The sequence below is a fragment of the Capnocytophaga granulosa ATCC 51502 genome (genome assembly GCF_000411115.1).
Lineage (GTDB): Bacteria > Bacteroidota > Bacteroidia > Flavobacteriales > Flavobacteriaceae > Capnocytophaga > Capnocytophaga granulosa.
In genome coordinates, this window is sequence record NZ_KE150242.1 from 1 (window position 1) to 16723 (window position 16723).

Genomic DNA, 16723 nt, shown 5'->3' on the forward strand with positions numbered 1-16723 from the left:
TAGCGATAAGCTTTCTTCATAGTGTTTGCTAAGGGTCTGATAAAAGAGTTGTAATAGGTCTCTACCCGTTTTACCTTGTGCAAAATAATCAGATATATCTTTATCCTTTTTAGTACCTGAAAGAGGTAAGACCAAACGAAATACTTCTAAAGGTGCTAATTGGGCTTGTTGCTCTAAAGAGGCTCTTTTGCCTGTTTCGTCGCTGTCGAACAAAAGGACTAAATGTCGGAATCGCATTTTTAGCTTTTGGAGTTTTTGTAAAGGAATGTGGGCTGTTTCGCTATTGAAACAGATAGCCGAAAAGCCTCTACTGGCTAAGCTCATCACGTCCTTTTCGCCTGCGGTGATAAAGAGGATGTCGCCTTGTAGAGGTAGCTGTGACTCACCAAAACAATAGTTTTCGGGATTACCTCCATAGAGAAAGCGCAGTTTAGAAAAGGGACGATAGACCTTTAAATGCTTTTTAAAAAGGTAAGCAAACATCCACTCATTATAGGTGGAGGTGATAGTGTAAGGTTTGCCGTCTTTATTGGTGCTTGAATAGCTTTGCAGAGAGATCACGTTGTATTTGCTCAGGATTTCTTGGGTGATGCCGTATTGCTGCCAATAGGCTAATTCTTCTTGGGTGAAAGGTTTTTGGGTGAATTGGTAAGAGATAGGTTTTTTGCTTTCTACTTGAGTGCTTTCTATGGTGATAGTAGGTGGTATTTGAGGTTTTTGTGTAATTATAGAGGTGGATTCCTCTAAACCCAGATGTAAATCTCTATTGATAATTTTTAGGATTTCGATAAAATCAGAGGCATTTCGGCAATCCAATTGATAGAGGTAACCTACTAAGAAAAAACAGTCACCCCTGAAAGTATCGTTGCCAAAGTCTTTCATCTTATAAATCCCCTGTCTGTCCTTATAGATATTGCAGGAAGCATTTTTATCGTCATAGAAAGGGTTTTTAAAGTTTTTACCTACCCGCCAGCTGCCTTGTAGATAGTGCTGAAAGACCTGTAGTCCTCCTTCGGTTCTACTTAAAATATCTTGCTTTTTCAACATAACCTTTGGCTTTTTGAGTAAGGGATTGCAGGTAGCTTTCAGTGTTTTCTACCGATTGACTGATAAGGAGTTTGCGAATGCTTCCCAAGGTATAGAAATACTGTCCATAGATTTTGGAGTAGGTGATTTCATTGCGTTTGCGCATTCGCCATAGGGTTTTCTCACTTAGGTGGAGATATTGACAAATTTCTTTTTGGTTAAGCCACAAACTATCCCACTCAATAGGCTCTTGCTTGAGTCGGTTTTCAATGCATTGGAGTTGCTCCATAAGGGCTTTCCAAGCAGATTCTTCAATGGTGATTAAATTCATTGCGTATAGGGTTAAATTCTCGGCGGCAAAGTTCTGACAAATACAAAACATAAACTGCCAAGTACTACCCATTGAAATGTGCATTTTAACGCAGTTGAAGTGATTTTTATTTATTTTATTGGTTATGAGTGTATTACAAGATAATTGTAACGTATTTTTGGAGTATAAACTACTTTTATAGGAAGAAATGTCTAAAAAATGCCAATGGGCTATAATGGGCTTTTTTTTAGAAATGGAGGTAAAAGTGTGTAGGGAGTTTATATAGAAGAGTTAAATTGAAAATAATAAATATAATTGAAAATAATGAATATAATATTTGATTATAAATCCTTCTCCCTAAAAAAGGGAAACTGTCTATTTCCCTAAAAAACTGATTAAACAATGTTTAAACGTTTTTATTTGAAGTTAGCAAAACTACTTTTGATCGGAGTTGTTTATATGATCTAGTAAAGCCGCTTTTAAAGCATCGAGGAAAGGTGTAAGGTTTTTTGAGCGTCCTTTCATACGATGAAAAGTGTGATACAGATCTCCCAATTCTACCTTGAAGAGCTTTTCAAATACCGCAGTTAGCTTCTTGATAGAAACTTTTCCTGATGAAATACGATTGGTAGCATACAAACCATAGATTAGCTCTATGAGCTCGGTCTTTTGCCCTGTCCATTCTAAGAGATTTAGAATTTCTAAAGGCATATCTTCTTCCTCACGAGTGCGAAAAAAAAAGATAATCGGAGAGTTTCTTGGCAGCCCCTATCCTAGCAACTTCAAAGCTACGACAAGTAGAAAAGGCTCCATCAAAAGAAAACAAATACACCTCATTGCTTTGAGGAAGGTAATCATAATTGCGAGTAAAATACTCTACATCGCGATTAGTTCTTCCTAAAGCAATGTAGCTGAAGAAATCGGTAGTTTCTAAAGTCTCTGACTCTTTAAACCATTGGGCTTCTTTGTCTTTTAGAAGCTTTTTAGCTGCCTCAGTAGAGAGTAAAGTTGCTTTACTTTCTATTTGGTAGATCTCATTGTAGAAAATGAGTCTGCTAACCATTTGAGGTTGTACCTCACGGAAGAAATGTATCTCTTCTGCTTGGTCCGTAAAACCTCGTTGCAGTACCTCTTCCTTGACCTTCCTTAAAAGGTCTTTTAGGAATTGTACCATTTCTAAAGATTCTTTAACCACGGCGGATCTTTCCAGCGTGATTTGGCGTTCTCTTACAGCCAACTGATTCAAAATTTGTTGAAACATAAATTAAATATTAAATTTATTGCGCTATATTACGAAAAAACAATGATATACGCAAACTTAAAAAAATCTTCATTTTTTAAACAACTGGTTTTTAGGAGATTTACAATTAGCTCCACGCAAACGTGCGCTGCTGCATAGGCTTCTGTAGAAGCCTATGCAGCAGCGCACGTTTGCGGGTGCAAAGGTAAAATTTTTTGTTTATATTGTCAAGATGTTGTACCTTTGCACCCAGAAGTTACTGAGAAAATAGGTATAATCAAATGAAATAAGAACCATTACTAAATCGTTACCTACTCTTATTGTAATTCCTATATCTTCTTTATTTTGAATAGATTATAAAAGTAGTTTCAATTTTTGCAGAAAATTCGTTATATTTGTCGCGTTATAGAAAGGGAACTTTTAAAGTTGATTTTATGAGAAATTTGTTTCTCCTCTTCTTTACTCTTTGCTCTTATGTGGGGTTTGCTCAGAGCGATAGCCTTGCTATTACTCGACCAAGGAGGTATCCGCCTTCGTGCGATTGTTTTCAGGGAATAATTAACCTGACCCCAAGGCTGGCTTACACCTATGCCGATGCTAAGAGTTCACACTTTGCAGGGCTGATGCTTCACAATGATTGTATTGCTTGTGGCGGGGGCTTCTATGCAGGAGTTCATTTTGCGGGTAGGGATTCTCATAGAGTAGTCCCTGAGGTGGGGGCTGAGTTCTATCACCTGTTGCTGGGCTATGGGGTCTCTCTTTCCACTGAGGCGATTACTCCACGTGTAGGACTGTCTTTCTTTAATTTGTTACGGGTAGATGCTGGCTATGCCATTCCTTGGGCGAAAGCACCTCTTTTTAAGGGATTTACCCTTTCTATAATTACCGATATTCGATTGCTTAGTTATCCTTTACTTTTATGAGAACAAAAACACTTTTATTGCTGGCTTTCTTTTTTGTAGCCAATAACCTTTTAGCTCAGGATAGAAAACTAATAGAAAGCTATAAGCAACCCGAATCGGGCATTATGCTTTTCCCGAATAAGACTTTTGCCGCTTGGACTTATATGACAGTTATTCGTGGCTATTACCAAAAGAGACCCGATGGGGTGTACTTATTAAAGCCTCAACGGGAACCTTTGTTCTTAGTATATGGATATCATAATGATTCCATTGGGAAGGATAAGGTGCGTATCCGTTTTGCCAATTTTGAAGAGGGAAAGAACTATATTCAGTATGAGAATGGGAAGATCTATAGTGTGTTCAATGATCACCCTAACTGTTTTTCTCACGAGTATATACATACCTTTGATAGGAAGGAAGTAGGTAGTACACTCACCCTCATACATCATATAGGATACTATGATGGAGAGGTGTCTTATTTATTTGAGGGAGAGGGGATTAAGAACACATTGCAATTTGACTTGGGAGCGTATAATGATTTCTTGATTTCTTATGATAAACTTAGTCGTGAGAAGGCAAATGTAGTGCTCGTACCTATGGAGTTAGACGGGGAAAATGGGGCTTTTTTTCATAGAGGGAAATGGCCAGAGGAGGAACTAAAAATGGTTAAGGAAAGATTGAAGGAAGTACCTAAAGGGGATCTCAAAAGGTTTTTTGTTCCTAAAGAAAAATCAAAAGATATAAGTCAGGAGTCTATCTCTTTCCTTTATGCAGAGAACATAGAGCCTCCTACGGCACTTCTTGTCCTAAAAAAAGATGGGAGAGTAGTGGGGGGTAGTTATACTTCAAAACCTTTTGAAGATGAAGAAGTTAGGCTATACTTGCAGGTCAAGACACAGGGAAGTATCACAGACCCTAAGCAGCTCAAAGTGGAGCCTAAAACCATCTTTGTCTCCGAGTGTGAATGACCTTCTAAAAGAAGGATATATCAATAATTATCGCTTATGGATGAAATAGCTGTCAATAGAATCATTGTCTTACTGTTTCTTGTTGTTTCAGTAGGGCTTACTTACTTGATTCTCAGAAAACTCAATAGCAAGGCTAAGGATAAAGGCAAAGATAAAGCAGGTTGTCTCACAGCTATCTTTATCTGGATGCCTATATCCCTATTGGTAATGTTTACGCCTTTTATGCTGGGCTTAGGCGTAGGAACCGCAAAGGAACTCTATCAGCTATCTTTTGATAGTGCCTTTAAGCCCTATACCGCTCAGGTGGTAAGGTATGAGAATATTCATACAGAAAGATTCGAACGCAAGAGTGGTAAAACATACTATACCGAATATGTAGAAATGGGTACCCCTGTGGTTACTTTTACTTTAGAGTCAGGGAAGGAGCTGGAGCGGACACTGCCTTTTGCTACTGAGCTAAATAGTGAATCCTCTTATAACATTCGTTATAAGGTATCTACAAACGAGCTAATCGTTACAGATGTATATATTGTAGTGAAAACCATTGGGGTGATTATATTTTTCGTCATTGCAGTTTTCGCTTATTGGTGGATTTACGGCTATCTTACCGACAAGCCTATGAAGAATTACGGCAACTATCTGGCCTACGGGGTGCTCTATGGAATCATTCTCACTATGACCATGGGGCTATGTGCGGGATTTATCTTTGCGGTGCTTACCCAAGAATTATCCCTATGGTGGGAAGTCATTTGTATATTTTTTGCGTTGTCACTTCTTCCGGTCATTATACAGATTTTACGCTCTATGTTCCGCTCCAAAGTCAGAGACCCTCTCAAGCAAAGGCGGAAGACTACCTATCGCAAGGATTATTAACCTTATCATGAAGGGAGAATTGCCTCTACAACAAACTAAAAATAAAAACTAAAAACAAATCACTAAATATGACATATATCAAAATAATTTATTATATTTGCAGCGAAAAAGCAAGCCCTTGTTTTTTCAGCATTCATTCGTCTCTGATACAATCATATAAAAATTTTTAGAATGAGAGATTTAACAAAAATGACTAACATTGAGGACTTACGTGTGGTATGTAAGCGCAATGTACCTAAGATGTTCTATGAGTATGTAGATACAGGCTCTTGGACACAATCCACTTACCGCGAGAATGTTTCTGACTTCAGCCCTATCAAGTTCAAGCAGAAAATTTTGGTGGATATGGACAACCGTACCCTTGAGACTACGCTCTTAGGACAAAAGGTGAAATTCCCTGCCATGACCGCTCCTGTAGGCTTTATGGGAATGATGTGGGCTGATGGGGAAATCCATATGGCCAAAGCTGCTCAGAAGTTCGGTATTCCTTTCACTCTTTCTACTATGTCCATCTGCTCTATTGAGGATTTGGTGGAGGCAGGTGTAGAACCTTTTTGGTTTCAGCTCTATGTGATGCGCGATCGTGAGTTCATGAAAGACCTCATTCGTCGAGCCAAAGAAGCTAAGTGTTCTGCCCTTATGGTAACGGTAGACTTGCAAGTGCTCGGAAACCGCCATCGCGATATTAAGAATGGTCTTTCTACCCCTCCGAAGTTTACCATTCCTAATATGATAAACCTTTCAACTAAAATTCCTTGGGGTCTACGCTATATATTCGGTAGCCGTCGCTGGACTTTCCGCAATATTGCAGGTCACGCTAAGAACGTATCAGACCTTTCTTCACTTTCTTCTTGGACAAAAGAACAGTTTGACCCAAGCCTTAGCTGGAAGGATATAGCTGAGATTAAGGAACTTTGGGGAGGCCCTATTATCCTCAAGGGGATCATGACCCCAGAAGATGCACAAGAGGCTGTAAAATATGGAGCTGATGCCATCATCGTTTCCAACCATGGTGGTCGCCAAATGGACGATACTATTTCTTCTATCAAAGCCTTACCAGATATCGTAAGTGCTGTAGGTAGCCAAACAGAGGTATGGATAGACTCTGGTTTCTATACAGGACAGAACATGCTTAAGGCATGGGCATTGGGAGCCAAGGGTATCATGCTCGGCCGTGCTCCTGTATACGGATTGGGTGCTTATGGAGAAGAGGGGGTAACTCGTGCCCTACAAATCCTCTATGATGAAATGGATACCACTATGGCTTTCTCTGGTCATCGCAATATCCAAGATGTAGATAAGAGCATTCTTGTAGAGGGTACTTATCCACTACCTACCAGAAAATAACACCATAATATATTAAATAAGAATAGCCCCAAACCACTCGGTTTGGGGCTATTTATTTCTTAATGGTTCTTTATTTGTTCTTTGCTAACAGGCGTCTTGCTGCATCAGAAGCGGCAATAAGTCCGCCAGCCGACATTATAATGTCTTTCAGTACCAAGCGTCCTGCTCCTGATAGGTAAGGGAAGCCATAGTTAGGGGTAGGCATATCACCCCCTAAGTTAGGTACATATACCTCTGGGGTAGTGATAAGGAACGAAAGGGTAACGATAGACATACCAAAAGTAAGTAATCCCCCGATAAGTCCTATTTTAGGAGACCAAATACCCAAAAGCGTAAGCAAACCAATTAGGCAGATAAACGCTCCTAAGCCATAAGAGAAAGTATAGGTGTTGTTTTGCTTATGCCATTCTATATTGGCAGCTACCATTTTCCCCTCTGGGTTTTTGTGTAATTTGTATTCTGCTACTTCTTTACCTTTGTTAGCCTCACCTGTAACACCGTTCTCATCGATAGCGGTTTTACCTGAGTTGGCATAGAAGAAACTCATAAAAGGGCTATTGGTAACAAAGGGAACAATCCCATCGGCTTCGTATTGACATACTTTGAGGCCTCCAATCCACGCCATTACGATAAAAATCGCAATGCGAATAAAGTTGATAAACTGTGACTGTAATCCAGCCAATTTTTCTAATAATTGTTGCATATGACTATGTATTATTTTCAGGATGCAAAAGTACAAAGCATTTTCCAAATAAGAATGGACTTTTTTGCCACAAACATAGATTATTTTGCCGCAATGGAGATGCCTACACTTTCCCTAAACTGTTTAGGAGAAACCCCTACTTCCCTTTTGAAGTAACGACTAAAATAAAAAACGTCCTCAAAGCAGAGTTCAAAGGCGATTTCCTTGACCGACTTATGGGTAAGGTGCAGTAGCTTTTTAGCCTCCAAAACCAAGCGCTCCCTTAGCAGCGCCGAAGGGGTCTTCCCATAATACTGCTTGATACGCTTGGAGAAAGCACTGATTGAAAGGTGATAGGCCTCGGCATAGAAGCTGATGTCCTTTTCCTTGAGAAAGTTGGCCTCCAAAAGCTCTTGGAAATTGGCCACGGGGTTTTGCAAAGGGTTTTCTTCTTTCAAGTGGCTCAAAAAATGCTGTTTTTCTCGGCTTCCGATGGCCAAGATCAGTTGCAAATAGCTCTTAAGCACTGCAATTTGATAAGGATTGGAGTCTGAAGCAATGGCTTGCATCTTTTTCAAGAGAGTCTCTAATTCTCCAAAAACCGCCTGAGAGACCTCAAAGTGGGGTTGTTGGTATATATTATTGAATAATAGGCCGTTACAGGCTACTTCCTTTTTGTGGTACTCTATACAATAGAAATCCCCATGGAAGGCGATAAAGTCCATTTTGGGGGCCGTTTCTTTCCATTGGAAATACTGGTAAGGGGAGAGGAACAGCAGGGAATGCCCTTGGGAAGTATAGTCGTTGAAATCCACACTAAAGCGGCTATCCCCCTGTAAGAGAAAGATATAATATAGGGTCGTGTGTGCTCCTTGGGCAAAATCCTCAGGGGTAGCATTGTTGATATGAATATTCTGGTAAGTCATAAATAATCAGCTATCAGGGTACAAAATTAAGAAAAAAAGAGTATATTTGCAATCTAATAAGCTAATTAGCCAATGAGTTAATTAGCTAATAACCAATTTAAAACTATTATGAACCGTCTTTTACTTTGTACTTTGTTACTCGTCGCTTGCAAGCAAAAGCCTGCGGAGCAGAAAGATTACCCAAAGGGACTAACCACTCATATAGTGTCCATAACTGACCCAGATGACTATAAAGGCTATTTCTCTGACCAATATGGTAATAGCTATAGTGAAGAATATGTTGTCTATGAGGATTATGTGCTCTATCAGGGCAAGAAAGCCACACTGCGCCTTAGCCCTGATATGGCTACTTTCAAGGGGAAAGGAGACGGGTTTGCCATGGACAAAAACGGCATCTATTACCGTGGCTATTTCTTCCCAATGGATACCACAGGTTTTAAAATAGTTGGGGTAAAGGATATTCCTCTAAGTGAGGAAAATACGCCTATTTGGAAAACCAATAAGAAAGTGTTCTTAGGTACGCAACCTATGGATGTAGCCCACCCAGAATCCTTTGAAATGGCGTATGATTATTATATTCCATGTTATTACTTCAAGGACAAGGAGTTTTTGTATTTCTGTGAGAAAAAGATAGAAGGTTCTGATAGCCAATATATAAGATTATCTGGTATTACCTATGCAGTAGCGGATAAAAACCATACTTATTACAAGGATAAAATCCTCACTTATAAGGGAGAGCCTGTAGAGCTCGTGACAGAGGATTTTTTCAAGACCTCTCGGTATATACTTGCTTTAACATTGGACGTTGGGGGAGATGACGCTCCTTATTGGAAGGAAGTACCCTATATGGATGTTGCCACCCTTAAGGGACTTTTTATTGATAGCCTTTCAGGCGCTTCTTCAGATTATCTTATGGACAAAAACCATGTGTTCTTTAGAGAAAAAGTACTCCCTATCAAAAAAAGAGATTTTGACAAGATACAAACTTTTGGAACCTATTCTTATATCTCCGATGGTAAGACTATTTATCATGGGAGCGACCCTACACCCTACGATGCTCATACTTTTGGGATAGTGCCAGAGTACCCTGGAGATCTTGTTTATGACAAAAATGGTATTTACATGGATGGAGAAAAACTCCCTTTCAAATATACCACTCCGATCGTATGGGGCAAAAATGCTTTCTTAGAAGACGAGAAGGTTATCATCTATGAGCAACAAACTTATGATATTAGTAAACGATGGCAATGGATGACCAATAAACCAACAACTAATGAATAGTGACTAGTGACTAATGACAAGTGACTACTTACTTGTCATTATCTAAAACCCTATAACTCAAAACTCAAAACTCTTATGAATCGTCTCTTACTTCTTACTTTATTACTCGTTGCTTGTAAGCAAAAGCCTATAGAGCAACTCCCTACTACAGCCGAAAAGGAGGCTGTGGTACAAGATACTATAGCTGTATCTGATATCCATCGCACGGATTCTCTATGGAGTTCCTTTTGGGAATACAAGCGTCCCTATGTGGAGGGCTATATCATCAATCAGGATTATGTCATCTACCAAGAAAAAGATACCCGCAAGATCATAAAACCTGATATGGCGAGCTTTGCAATCCTCAATGTATCGGGATTGGCAGCTGACATAATCCTGATTTTTGCCAAAGACAAAAATGGGATCTATTACCAAGGGGATTTTATAAAGATTGATACCACAGGCTTTAGAGTAGTGGGCGTTATAAGCCATCATGACAAGCCGTCTGACTATTGGGAAGAACCTATTTGGCGAACTTATAAGAAGGCTTTTAGGGGAACAAAGCCGATTGCTATCTCCGATCCTGCCACCTTCGAGTCGGTTACCACTTGTTATTTCAAGGACAAAAACTATCTATACTATTATGACCAAAAGGTGGAGGGAGCTGATGTGGCTACCCTTCAGAAGGAATTGGCAGATGAGGAATTTGTCTCCGACAAGAACAATACCTATTACCGAGGGAAGCCCTTTATCTACAAAGGAGAGCGGGTACAGCAGGTATCGAATAATATATACAAAACCACTACCCATGTATTGCGCTATAATGGAGGAGATGATGATAAGGAAAAGGAGAAGGATTATTTTGTGGAACTCCCTGATTATTTTGATATTCCTACCTTAAAAGGGCTGAATGATCTCTATTTGATAGATAAAAACCACCTCTATTATGATGAAAATACCTATCCGTTAAGGGACAAAGACCTTAGAGTGCCTATTCCCAAGGAGAATTTGAGTAAAATAAAGCTATTTGAGGTTTTGGTAACCGATGGAAACAAGCTCTACGAAGGGAGAGAACCAATCTCTGGCTATGATGCAGTGACTTTTGGGATTGTTCCAGGGCATTATTACTATCAGTATGACAAGAATGGGATATATAATTGGCGTAAAAAGCTGCCTTTCCACTATACAAACCGCCCTGAGTATGGGAAAAACTTTTTCTATATGGATAATCAGGACCTATTTGTCTATGAGGATCAGGCTTATTATAAGGCTTATGACGATAGCCTTTATGTATCTCACCTCACCCCCCAGCAGTTATCGCTGCTCAAAGAAGGAAATACTCCCCTAAGGGAATTATTCCCTTCCCAAGACGATAAACAAAAGAATAAAGAAATAGACACCACAGGCTTTGAGCAGCTTTCCTATCCCTTTTGGAGACACCAAGGGCAAGTTTATCATCTGCTCTATAAGGAGTGGTATGATAATAACCAACATGATTGGAGGAGCGAACATAGATATGTAGTAGTAAAGGGTTATGACAACGCCTCGCTAAAGGTAGTTCCCAATGGTTTCTTAGCCGATAAAGATTATTGGTATGATGGTACTACAAGGTTGTTCCCAAGCAAGGACGTGGAGCTTTTGGCTATCTATGAGGGCTATGAGAAAGGCTGGGGTATGGATCCCGCCCCTACTCCTAATTTCTACCTCTTTAAGAATGCCCAGGGGTATTGGTTGGCCGAATTAAGCAGAGAGGGGGCAATGTGTCCATTGACCAATGAGCAAGCCAGTAAATTATTAAACCAATAATAGCAACTCGAAACTCGAAACTCGAAACTCAAAACTATCATGAATCGTCTCTTACTTCTTACTTTATTACTCGTTGCTTGCAAGCAGAAGCCTGTGGAGCAACTCCCTACTACAGCCGAAAAGGAGGTAGTGGTACAAGATACTATAACTGTATCCGATATCCATCGTACAGATTCCCTATGGCGTTCCTTTTGGGAATATAAGCGCCCCTATGTGGAGGGCTATATCATCAATCAGGATTATGTCATCTACCAAGAAAAAGATACCCGCAAGATCATAAAACCTGATATGGCGAGTTTCGCGCGCCTTGATGTATCGCGATTAGCCAAAGACAAAAATGGGATCTATTACCAAGGGGATTTAATAAAGATTGATATCACAGGCTTTAGAGTAGTGGGCGTTATAAGCCATTATGACAAGCAGTCTGACTATTATTGGGAAGAACCTATTTGGCGAACTTATAAGCAGGCTTTTAGGGGAACAAAACCGATTGCTATCTCCGATCCTGCCACCTTCGAGTCGGTTACCACTTGTTATTTCAAGGACAAAAACTATCTATACTATTATGACCAAAAGGTGGAGGGAGCTGATGTGGCTACCCTTCAGAAGGAATTGGCAGATGAGGAATTTGTCTCCGACAAGGACAATACCTATTACCGAGGGAAGCCCTTTATCTACAAAGGGGAGCGGGTACAGCAGGTATCGAATAATATATACAAAACCGCTACCCATGTATTGCGTTATAATGCAGAATACGATAAAGAGAGGGCGGAGGATTACTTTATAGAGCTCCCTGATTATTTTGATATTCCTACCTTACGAAGGCTGAATGATTTCTATTTGATAGATAAAAACCACCTCTATTATGATGAAAATAGCTATCCGTTAGGGGACGAAGACCTTAGAGTACCCATACCCAAGGAGAATTTGAGTAAAATAAAGCTGTTTGAGGTTTTGGTGACCGATGGAAACAAGGTGTACAGAGGAAAAAAGCCACTCTCTGGCTATGATGCAGTGACTTTTGGGATTGTTCCAGGGCATTATTACTATCAGTATGACAAGAATGGGATATATAATTGGAGTAAAAAGCTGCCTTTCCACTATACAAACCGCCCTGAGTATGGGAAAAACTTTTTCTATATGGATAATCAGAGCCTATTTGTCTATGAGGATCAGGCTTATTACAGGGCTTATAATGATAGTCTCTATGTGCCTCACCTCACCCCCCAGCAGTTATCGCTGCTCAAAGAAGGAAATACTCCCCTAAGGGAATTATTCCCTTCCCAAGACGATAAACAAAAGAATAAAGAAATAGACACCACAGGCTTTGAGCAGCTTTCCTATCCCTTTTGGAGACACCAGGGGCAGATTTATCATTTGATTTATAAGGAGTGGTATGATAGTGACCAACATGATTGGAGGAGTGAGCACCGATATGTAGTTGTAAAAGGCTATGACAATGCCTCTCTAAAGGCAGTTTTCAACGGTTTTTTAGCTGATAAAAATTATTGGTATTATGATACCACAAGGCTGTTCCAAAACAAGGACGTGGAGCTTTTGGCTATCTATGAGGGCTATGAGAAAGGCTGGGGTATGGATCCCGCCCCTAGTCCTAATTTCTATCTCTTTAAGAATGCCCAGGGGTATTGGTTGGCCGAATTAAGCGGAGAGGGGGCAATGTGTCCATTGACCAATGAGCAAGCCAGTAAATTATTAAACCAATAATAGCAACTCGAAACTCAAATTCTTATGAAGCTAGTTTCAATAATCTCTCTATTGTTTTGCCTTTCCTTACAAGCACAGCAGAAGCGCTGGCAATTGGATAGCATTCAGCAAATCCAGTTCTATTCTGACAAGATGGAATATGTATATAAGACACTCCATCAGTCCTATAACCCTAAGAGAAGAATAGTTACTAAAATAGATGACAAAAAGAGTCCTTATAGTAGTGATTATATGTATATTTGTAAATATAACAAACAAGATAGTCTTATAAGTGAAACCCAATATATATATAATAAAAGTAAAAAGGATTGGAAAGAAATAGAAAAAATAGTTTATGAGTATTCTTCAAATGAAATAAAGAAAAAAATATATACATTGGACGAAGAAGAGTGGAAGATTTCTAGAATTTTTCATTTGGAGAAAATAAATGGTAAATTATATTTGAAAAAGGATGAATATAAGAGTAATAATATAGAAGAATGGGACGTAAATACTTACGAACCTTATAGAGAATGGTATTATTACAGTGTAGAAGGAAGGATATATAAGAAGAATGCGCCTACAGAAAAAAAATATAATGAAAAAGGACAGCTAATAGAAAGAATATATGAAAATAGTTTTGTTAGTGAGAAAAAAAGATTCACCTATAATAATTCAGGAGATATAGAAATCCTTGAACTCTATGAAGGAAAAGATGAAAAAGGAGAGTTTAAAAGATGGGAAAAGCGGGTATATACGTATGATCCCAATATCTTAAACGAAGAAGTTGTAGACAAATGGCAAGAAAATGATAAAAATAGAACACCTCATAACGCTATTCTTCTAAAAGAAGTGTACCGTCCTACAAGCAATGGAGCATACAAACCTGTATATAAGCATCAATATTATTATTCTCCTATCCCTTAATGCTATATTTATTTGTTTTATTTCTAAATAATTTATATCTTTGCGGCCAAATTTATAAATTCTTTTTATGAAGAAAATGGTAATTATGGCCTTGGGCTTAACATTTACGGGCTATGCACAGCAGCCCAGTAGTATGGAGCGTGATACCTTAGGCTTGGAAGAGGTAGTCATTACGGCTAATCGTATAGAGGAGAAAAAAACCGATGCGGTAGCCAATGTAACGATTATTGACCAAAAGAAACTGCAACAGTTTATTAAGATCGCGCCCGATATGTCGCACCTTATTGGAATGATTGAGCCAGCCATGGCACTCTCTACCAATACGACTAACAACCGCTATCAGAACTTACGCGGGCGTGCACTCTTAGTGCTTATTGATGGGATTCCCCAATCTACGCCCTTGCGCTCTACCGACCGTGATATACGCTCTATAGACCCTGCGGCAGTAGAGCGAATTGAGATCGTGAAAGGTTCTACCGCTATTTATGGGAATGGTGCTATCGGGGGGATTATGAATATTGTAACCAAGAAAGCACCTAAAGGGGTAGCTTTCAGTGGGCAGACCTCCTTAGGGGCTTCAGCCAGAGACTCTTTCAAGGAAAACAGAGGCTTTGGCTACCGCTTCAATCAGCAGTTCTCAGGTAACTACAAAGGCTTTTCTTACTTACTTGACGGCACCCTTACACAAACGGGTTCGGCTGTGGATGGGGCAGGGGAGTACATCTCTCCGCGCTATGGCTTGGGTGATGTTCGTACCTATAATGGTCTTATAAAGCTCGGCTACCAGTTTGATGAGGATAACAAAGTGGAGGCTATGTACAACTTCTATCAGAGTTTGCAACATACTCCTTTGGTCGCCTCTGGAGGGAAATATCTACAACAGCCGCGTATAGGAGTCTATGGTAGCAAAGACCCTGCCGCCGAAGATGAGGGTATGCGCTATAATCATAATGCTTATGTGAAGTTCAATTCCAATAATATCTTCGCTCATACCGACCTAGAACTCTCCGCCTTTACCCAACACCAGTACGCCATCTTTGACTATCGCAAGCATAACGCCAAGAGTCCACGTTGGGAAAGCTCCAGCGGGCAAGCAACCGTAAAAGGTGAGAAATATGGAATCCGTACCCAACTTACTACCAAATTGCTCTTTGGGGAAAACATTTTTACCCAGCTGCTCTATGGGGTAGATGCCTTGATTGACAAGACCAGTCAGCCCCTTGTAGACGGACGCTACTGGATGCCTGAACTGACCTCCTATAACTCAGCTCCTTTCTTGCAAACCAAAACCACTTTCTTCACCCACTATGTACTCAAGGCAGGACTTCGCTATGACTATATAGACGTGGCAGTGCCAGACTATCAGGTGCTTAGACTTAAAAACACCGATCCTCGTGTCTATGTAAAAGGCGGAGAACTTTCCTATAACAACCTCTCTCCCAATGTGGGGATTGCTTACAACCAAATCAAGTACTTCCAGCCTTTTGCTTCCTATTCTCAAGGATTTTCTATCTTTGACTTAGGTCGTACTCTCCGTGCAGCTAAGGCCGATGTGCTTTCTAAGATCAACACAGAACCTGTCAAAACGGATAATTATGAGATAGGGGCTTATTCCGAAATAGGTAAATATGTACACCTAAGTGGCTCTTACTTCTACACTTACTCCAAACTCGGTAGCGACCTCAAGTCGGTAAGTGGTTTTTGGGTAGTGGATAGAAGTCCCCAAAAGATATATGGTTTTGAGGTCAATGCGGATATCTTCCCTACCGATTGGCTTACCCTTGGCGGTAGCTTTATCTCCTTTGAGGGAGAAAAGAAATCCTCCGAAGATGGCCCTTGGGACGGTTATATGAGTGGCACTTCCATTCCTGCGCCTAAGGCAAGCGCTTATGTAAGGGTTACCCCAACGGCTAAGAGCTACCTTCAGGTCAATTACCTACACACAGGCAGCCGAGATCGCTTTACTCCAGATAACAAAGGGGTATACACCGAAGGCGAAGGGGTTGTTTTCCCTATAGACCTCTTCTCTCTCAGTGCAGGTTATACCTTCAACAAGAATCTATCCTTGGGCTTAGGGGTAGAGAACCTCGCCGATAAGGTGTATTATACCCCCGCCTCCATGCTCGTAGCCCGCGATGCCGAATATGCTCGTGGCAACGGCCGCTACTTCAACCTAAATCTTACTTACAGATACTAGGCGTCAGTAGTCAGACGTCAGTTTTCAGTAGTCAGACGTCAGTTTTCAGTAGTCAGACGACAGTTTTCAGTGGTCAGACACCAGTTTTCAGTCGTCAGATGTCAGTTATCAGTAGTCAGACACCAGTTTTCAGTCGTCAGATGTCAGTTTTCAGTGGTCAGATGACAGTTATCAGTAGTCAGACGACAGACGACAGTAGTCAGACAACAGTTTTCAGTGGTCAGATGTCAGAGGTTAGTCGCAATAGACTGACCACTGACTTCTGACCACTGACTTCTGATAAAAGGCTGACCACTGACTTCTGTTAAATACTTAACATTATTTTTTATTGTATAAATTCTTACTTCTCGCCCCTCTTTTCCTTGACTTTCCTATTCTAAATGTTGTAATTTTGCAGCGTATTAGTAGTTGTTAATCATTGGCACTAATCAATAATTTAACGTAAGTTCGATATAACGAAAGTTCCCACAGATTTTCACGGATTTCGCAGATTTTCTATGTTTGTGTAATTGTGCTGTTGCGATTTACACAGATTTTTATAAGGCCAAAGGCCTT

General features: G+C 40.1%; 15 protein-coding genes. 9 read left to right on the top strand and 6 right to left on the bottom strand.

Annotated features, from left to right (window positions below):
- From HMPREF9331_RS00005 to HMPREF9331_RS13405, 4 genes are all read right to left on the bottom strand, one after another.
- The coding region (locus HMPREF9331_RS00005) for a toprim domain-containing protein (protein ID WP_016419153.1) at positions 1-1047 on the bottom strand (1047 nt) is incomplete at its 3' end.
- Entirely contained in the window at positions 1019-1429 is a 411-nt protein-coding gene (locus tag HMPREF9331_RS00010; protein WP_016419154.1) for a helix-turn-helix domain-containing protein, read from the bottom strand. The genes HMPREF9331_RS00005 and HMPREF9331_RS00010, both read right to left, overlap by 29 nt.
- A 342-nt stretch (positions 1430-1771) precedes the next feature.
- A complete protein-coding gene (locus tag HMPREF9331_RS13400) occupies positions 1772-2047 on the bottom strand; it encodes an RteC domain-containing protein (protein ID WP_016419155.1) in 276 nt (91 codons plus the stop codon).
- Positions 2048-2057: 10 nt separating this feature from the next.
- Positions 2058-2597 (bottom strand): RteC domain-containing protein, encoded by a 540-nt coding sequence (locus tag HMPREF9331_RS13405; RefSeq protein WP_016419156.1) that lies wholly within the window; start codon positions 2595-2597, stop codon positions 2058-2060.
- A gap of 413 nt (positions 2598-3010) precedes the next feature.
- Here HMPREF9331_RS13405 and HMPREF9331_RS00025 point away from each other — a divergent pair, with 413 nt between their 5' ends.
- From HMPREF9331_RS00025 to HMPREF9331_RS00040, 4 genes are all read left to right on the top strand, one after another.
- Positions 3011-3499: a hypothetical protein gene (locus tag HMPREF9331_RS00025; protein ID WP_016419157.1), complete on the top strand. Its 489-nt coding sequence runs from the start codon at positions 3011-3013 to the stop codon at positions 3497-3499.
- Positions 3496-4446 (top strand): hypothetical protein, encoded by a 951-nt coding sequence (locus HMPREF9331_RS00030; RefSeq protein WP_016419158.1) that lies wholly within the window; start codon positions 3496-3498, stop codon positions 4444-4446. Before HMPREF9331_RS00025 ends, HMPREF9331_RS00030 begins: the two co-directional genes overlap by 4 nt.
- Before the next feature lie 36 nt (positions 4447-4482).
- Positions 4483-5319, top strand: coding sequence for a hypothetical protein (locus HMPREF9331_RS00035; protein WP_016419159.1), 837 nt, complete (start codon positions 4483-4485; stop codon positions 5317-5319).
- Positions 5320-5490: 171 nt separating this feature from the next.
- Positions 5491-6666 (top strand): alpha-hydroxy acid oxidase, encoded by a 1176-nt coding sequence (locus tag HMPREF9331_RS00040; RefSeq protein WP_016419160.1) that lies wholly within the window; start codon positions 5491-5493, stop codon positions 6664-6666.
- Positions 6667-6736: 70 nt separating this feature from the next.
- Here HMPREF9331_RS00040 and HMPREF9331_RS00045 read toward each other — a convergent pair whose 3' ends face one another.
- The gene (locus HMPREF9331_RS00045) at positions 6737-7369 is read right to left on the bottom strand and encodes a DUF417 family protein (RefSeq protein ID WP_016419161.1); all 633 of its coding nucleotides are present in this window, start codon (positions 7367-7369) and stop codon (positions 6737-6739) included.
- Positions 7370-7449: 80 nt separating this feature from the next.
- On the bottom strand, positions 7450-8274 hold the full coding sequence (locus tag HMPREF9331_RS00050) for an AraC family transcriptional regulator (RefSeq protein WP_016419163.1): 825 nt from the start codon (positions 8272-8274) through the stop codon (positions 7450-7452).
- A gap of 108 nt (positions 8275-8382) precedes the next feature.
- Between HMPREF9331_RS00050 and HMPREF9331_RS00055 the strand changes: the two genes are divergently transcribed.
- The 5 genes from HMPREF9331_RS00055 (at position 8383) to HMPREF9331_RS00075 (ending at position 16168) form a co-directional block, all read left to right on the top strand.
- Positions 8383-9555: a DKNYY domain-containing protein gene (locus tag HMPREF9331_RS00055; protein ID WP_016419164.1), complete on the top strand. Its 1173-nt coding sequence runs from the start codon at positions 8383-8385 to the stop codon at positions 9553-9555.
- A 75-nt stretch (positions 9556-9630) separates the two neighbouring features.
- Positions 9631-11340 carry a DKNYY domain-containing protein gene (locus HMPREF9331_RS00060; RefSeq protein WP_016419165.1) on the top strand — a complete coding sequence of 570 codons (1710 nt, stop codon included), beginning with the start codon at positions 9631-9633 and terminating at the stop codon, positions 11338-11340.
- Between the two features lie 39 nt (positions 11341-11379).
- Complete coding sequence (locus HMPREF9331_RS00065; protein ID WP_016419166.1) at positions 11380-13065, top strand: DKNYY domain-containing protein; 1686 nt, start codon at positions 11380-11382, stop codon at positions 13063-13065.
- 24 nt (positions 13066-13089) lie between these two features.
- The gene (locus HMPREF9331_RS00070; RefSeq protein WP_016419167.1) at positions 13090-13971 is read left to right on the top strand and encodes a hypothetical protein; all 882 of its coding nucleotides are present in this window, start codon (positions 13090-13092) and stop codon (positions 13969-13971) included.
- A 67-nt stretch (positions 13972-14038) separates the two neighbouring features.
- The gene (locus HMPREF9331_RS00075) at positions 14039-16168 is read left to right on the top strand and encodes a TonB-dependent receptor (RefSeq protein WP_016419168.1); all 2130 of its coding nucleotides are present in this window, start codon (positions 14039-14041) and stop codon (positions 16166-16168) included.
- Positions 16169-16723 lie beyond the last annotated feature (555 nt).

Coding starts and splice junctions, on each gene's coding strand:
- HMPREF9331_RS00010 (WP_016419154.1), bottom strand. CDS start 1,429: ATGGGTAGTACTTGGCAGTTTATGTTTTGTATTTGTCAGAACTTTGCC.
- HMPREF9331_RS13400 (WP_016419155.1), bottom strand. CDS start 2,047: ATGCCTTTAGAAATTCTAAATCTCTTAGAATGGACAGGGCAAAAGACC.
- HMPREF9331_RS13405 (WP_016419156.1), bottom strand. CDS start 2,597: ATGTTTCAACAAATTTTGAATCAGTTGGCTGTAAGAGAACGCCAAATC.
- HMPREF9331_RS00025 (WP_016419157.1), top strand. CDS start 3,011: ATGAGAAATTTGTTTCTCCTCTTCTTTACTCTTTGCTCTTATGTGGGG.
- HMPREF9331_RS00030 (WP_016419158.1), top strand. CDS start 3,496: ATGAGAACAAAAACACTTTTATTGCTGGCTTTCTTTTTTGTAGCCAAT.
- HMPREF9331_RS00035 (WP_016419159.1), top strand. CDS start 4,483: ATGGATGAAATAGCTGTCAATAGAATCATTGTCTTACTGTTTCTTGTT.
- HMPREF9331_RS00040 (WP_016419160.1), top strand. CDS start 5,491: ATGAGAGATTTAACAAAAATGACTAACATTGAGGACTTACGTGTGGTA.
- HMPREF9331_RS00045 (WP_016419161.1), bottom strand. CDS start 7,369: ATGCAACAATTATTAGAAAAATTGGCTGGATTACAGTCACAGTTTATC.
- HMPREF9331_RS00050 (WP_016419163.1), bottom strand. CDS start 8,274: ATGACTTACCAGAATATTCATATCAACAATGCTACCCCTGAGGATTTT.
- HMPREF9331_RS00055 (WP_016419164.1), top strand. CDS start 8,383: ATGAACCGTCTTTTACTTTGTACTTTGTTACTCGTCGCTTGCAAGCAA.
- HMPREF9331_RS00060 (WP_016419165.1), top strand. CDS start 9,631: ATGAATCGTCTCTTACTTCTTACTTTATTACTCGTTGCTTGTAAGCAA.
- HMPREF9331_RS00065 (WP_016419166.1), top strand. CDS start 11,380: ATGAATCGTCTCTTACTTCTTACTTTATTACTCGTTGCTTGCAAGCAG.
- HMPREF9331_RS00070 (WP_016419167.1), top strand. CDS start 13,090: ATGAAGCTAGTTTCAATAATCTCTCTATTGTTTTGCCTTTCCTTACAA.
- HMPREF9331_RS00075 (WP_016419168.1), top strand. CDS start 14,039: ATGAAGAAAATGGTAATTATGGCCTTGGGCTTAACATTTACGGGCTAT.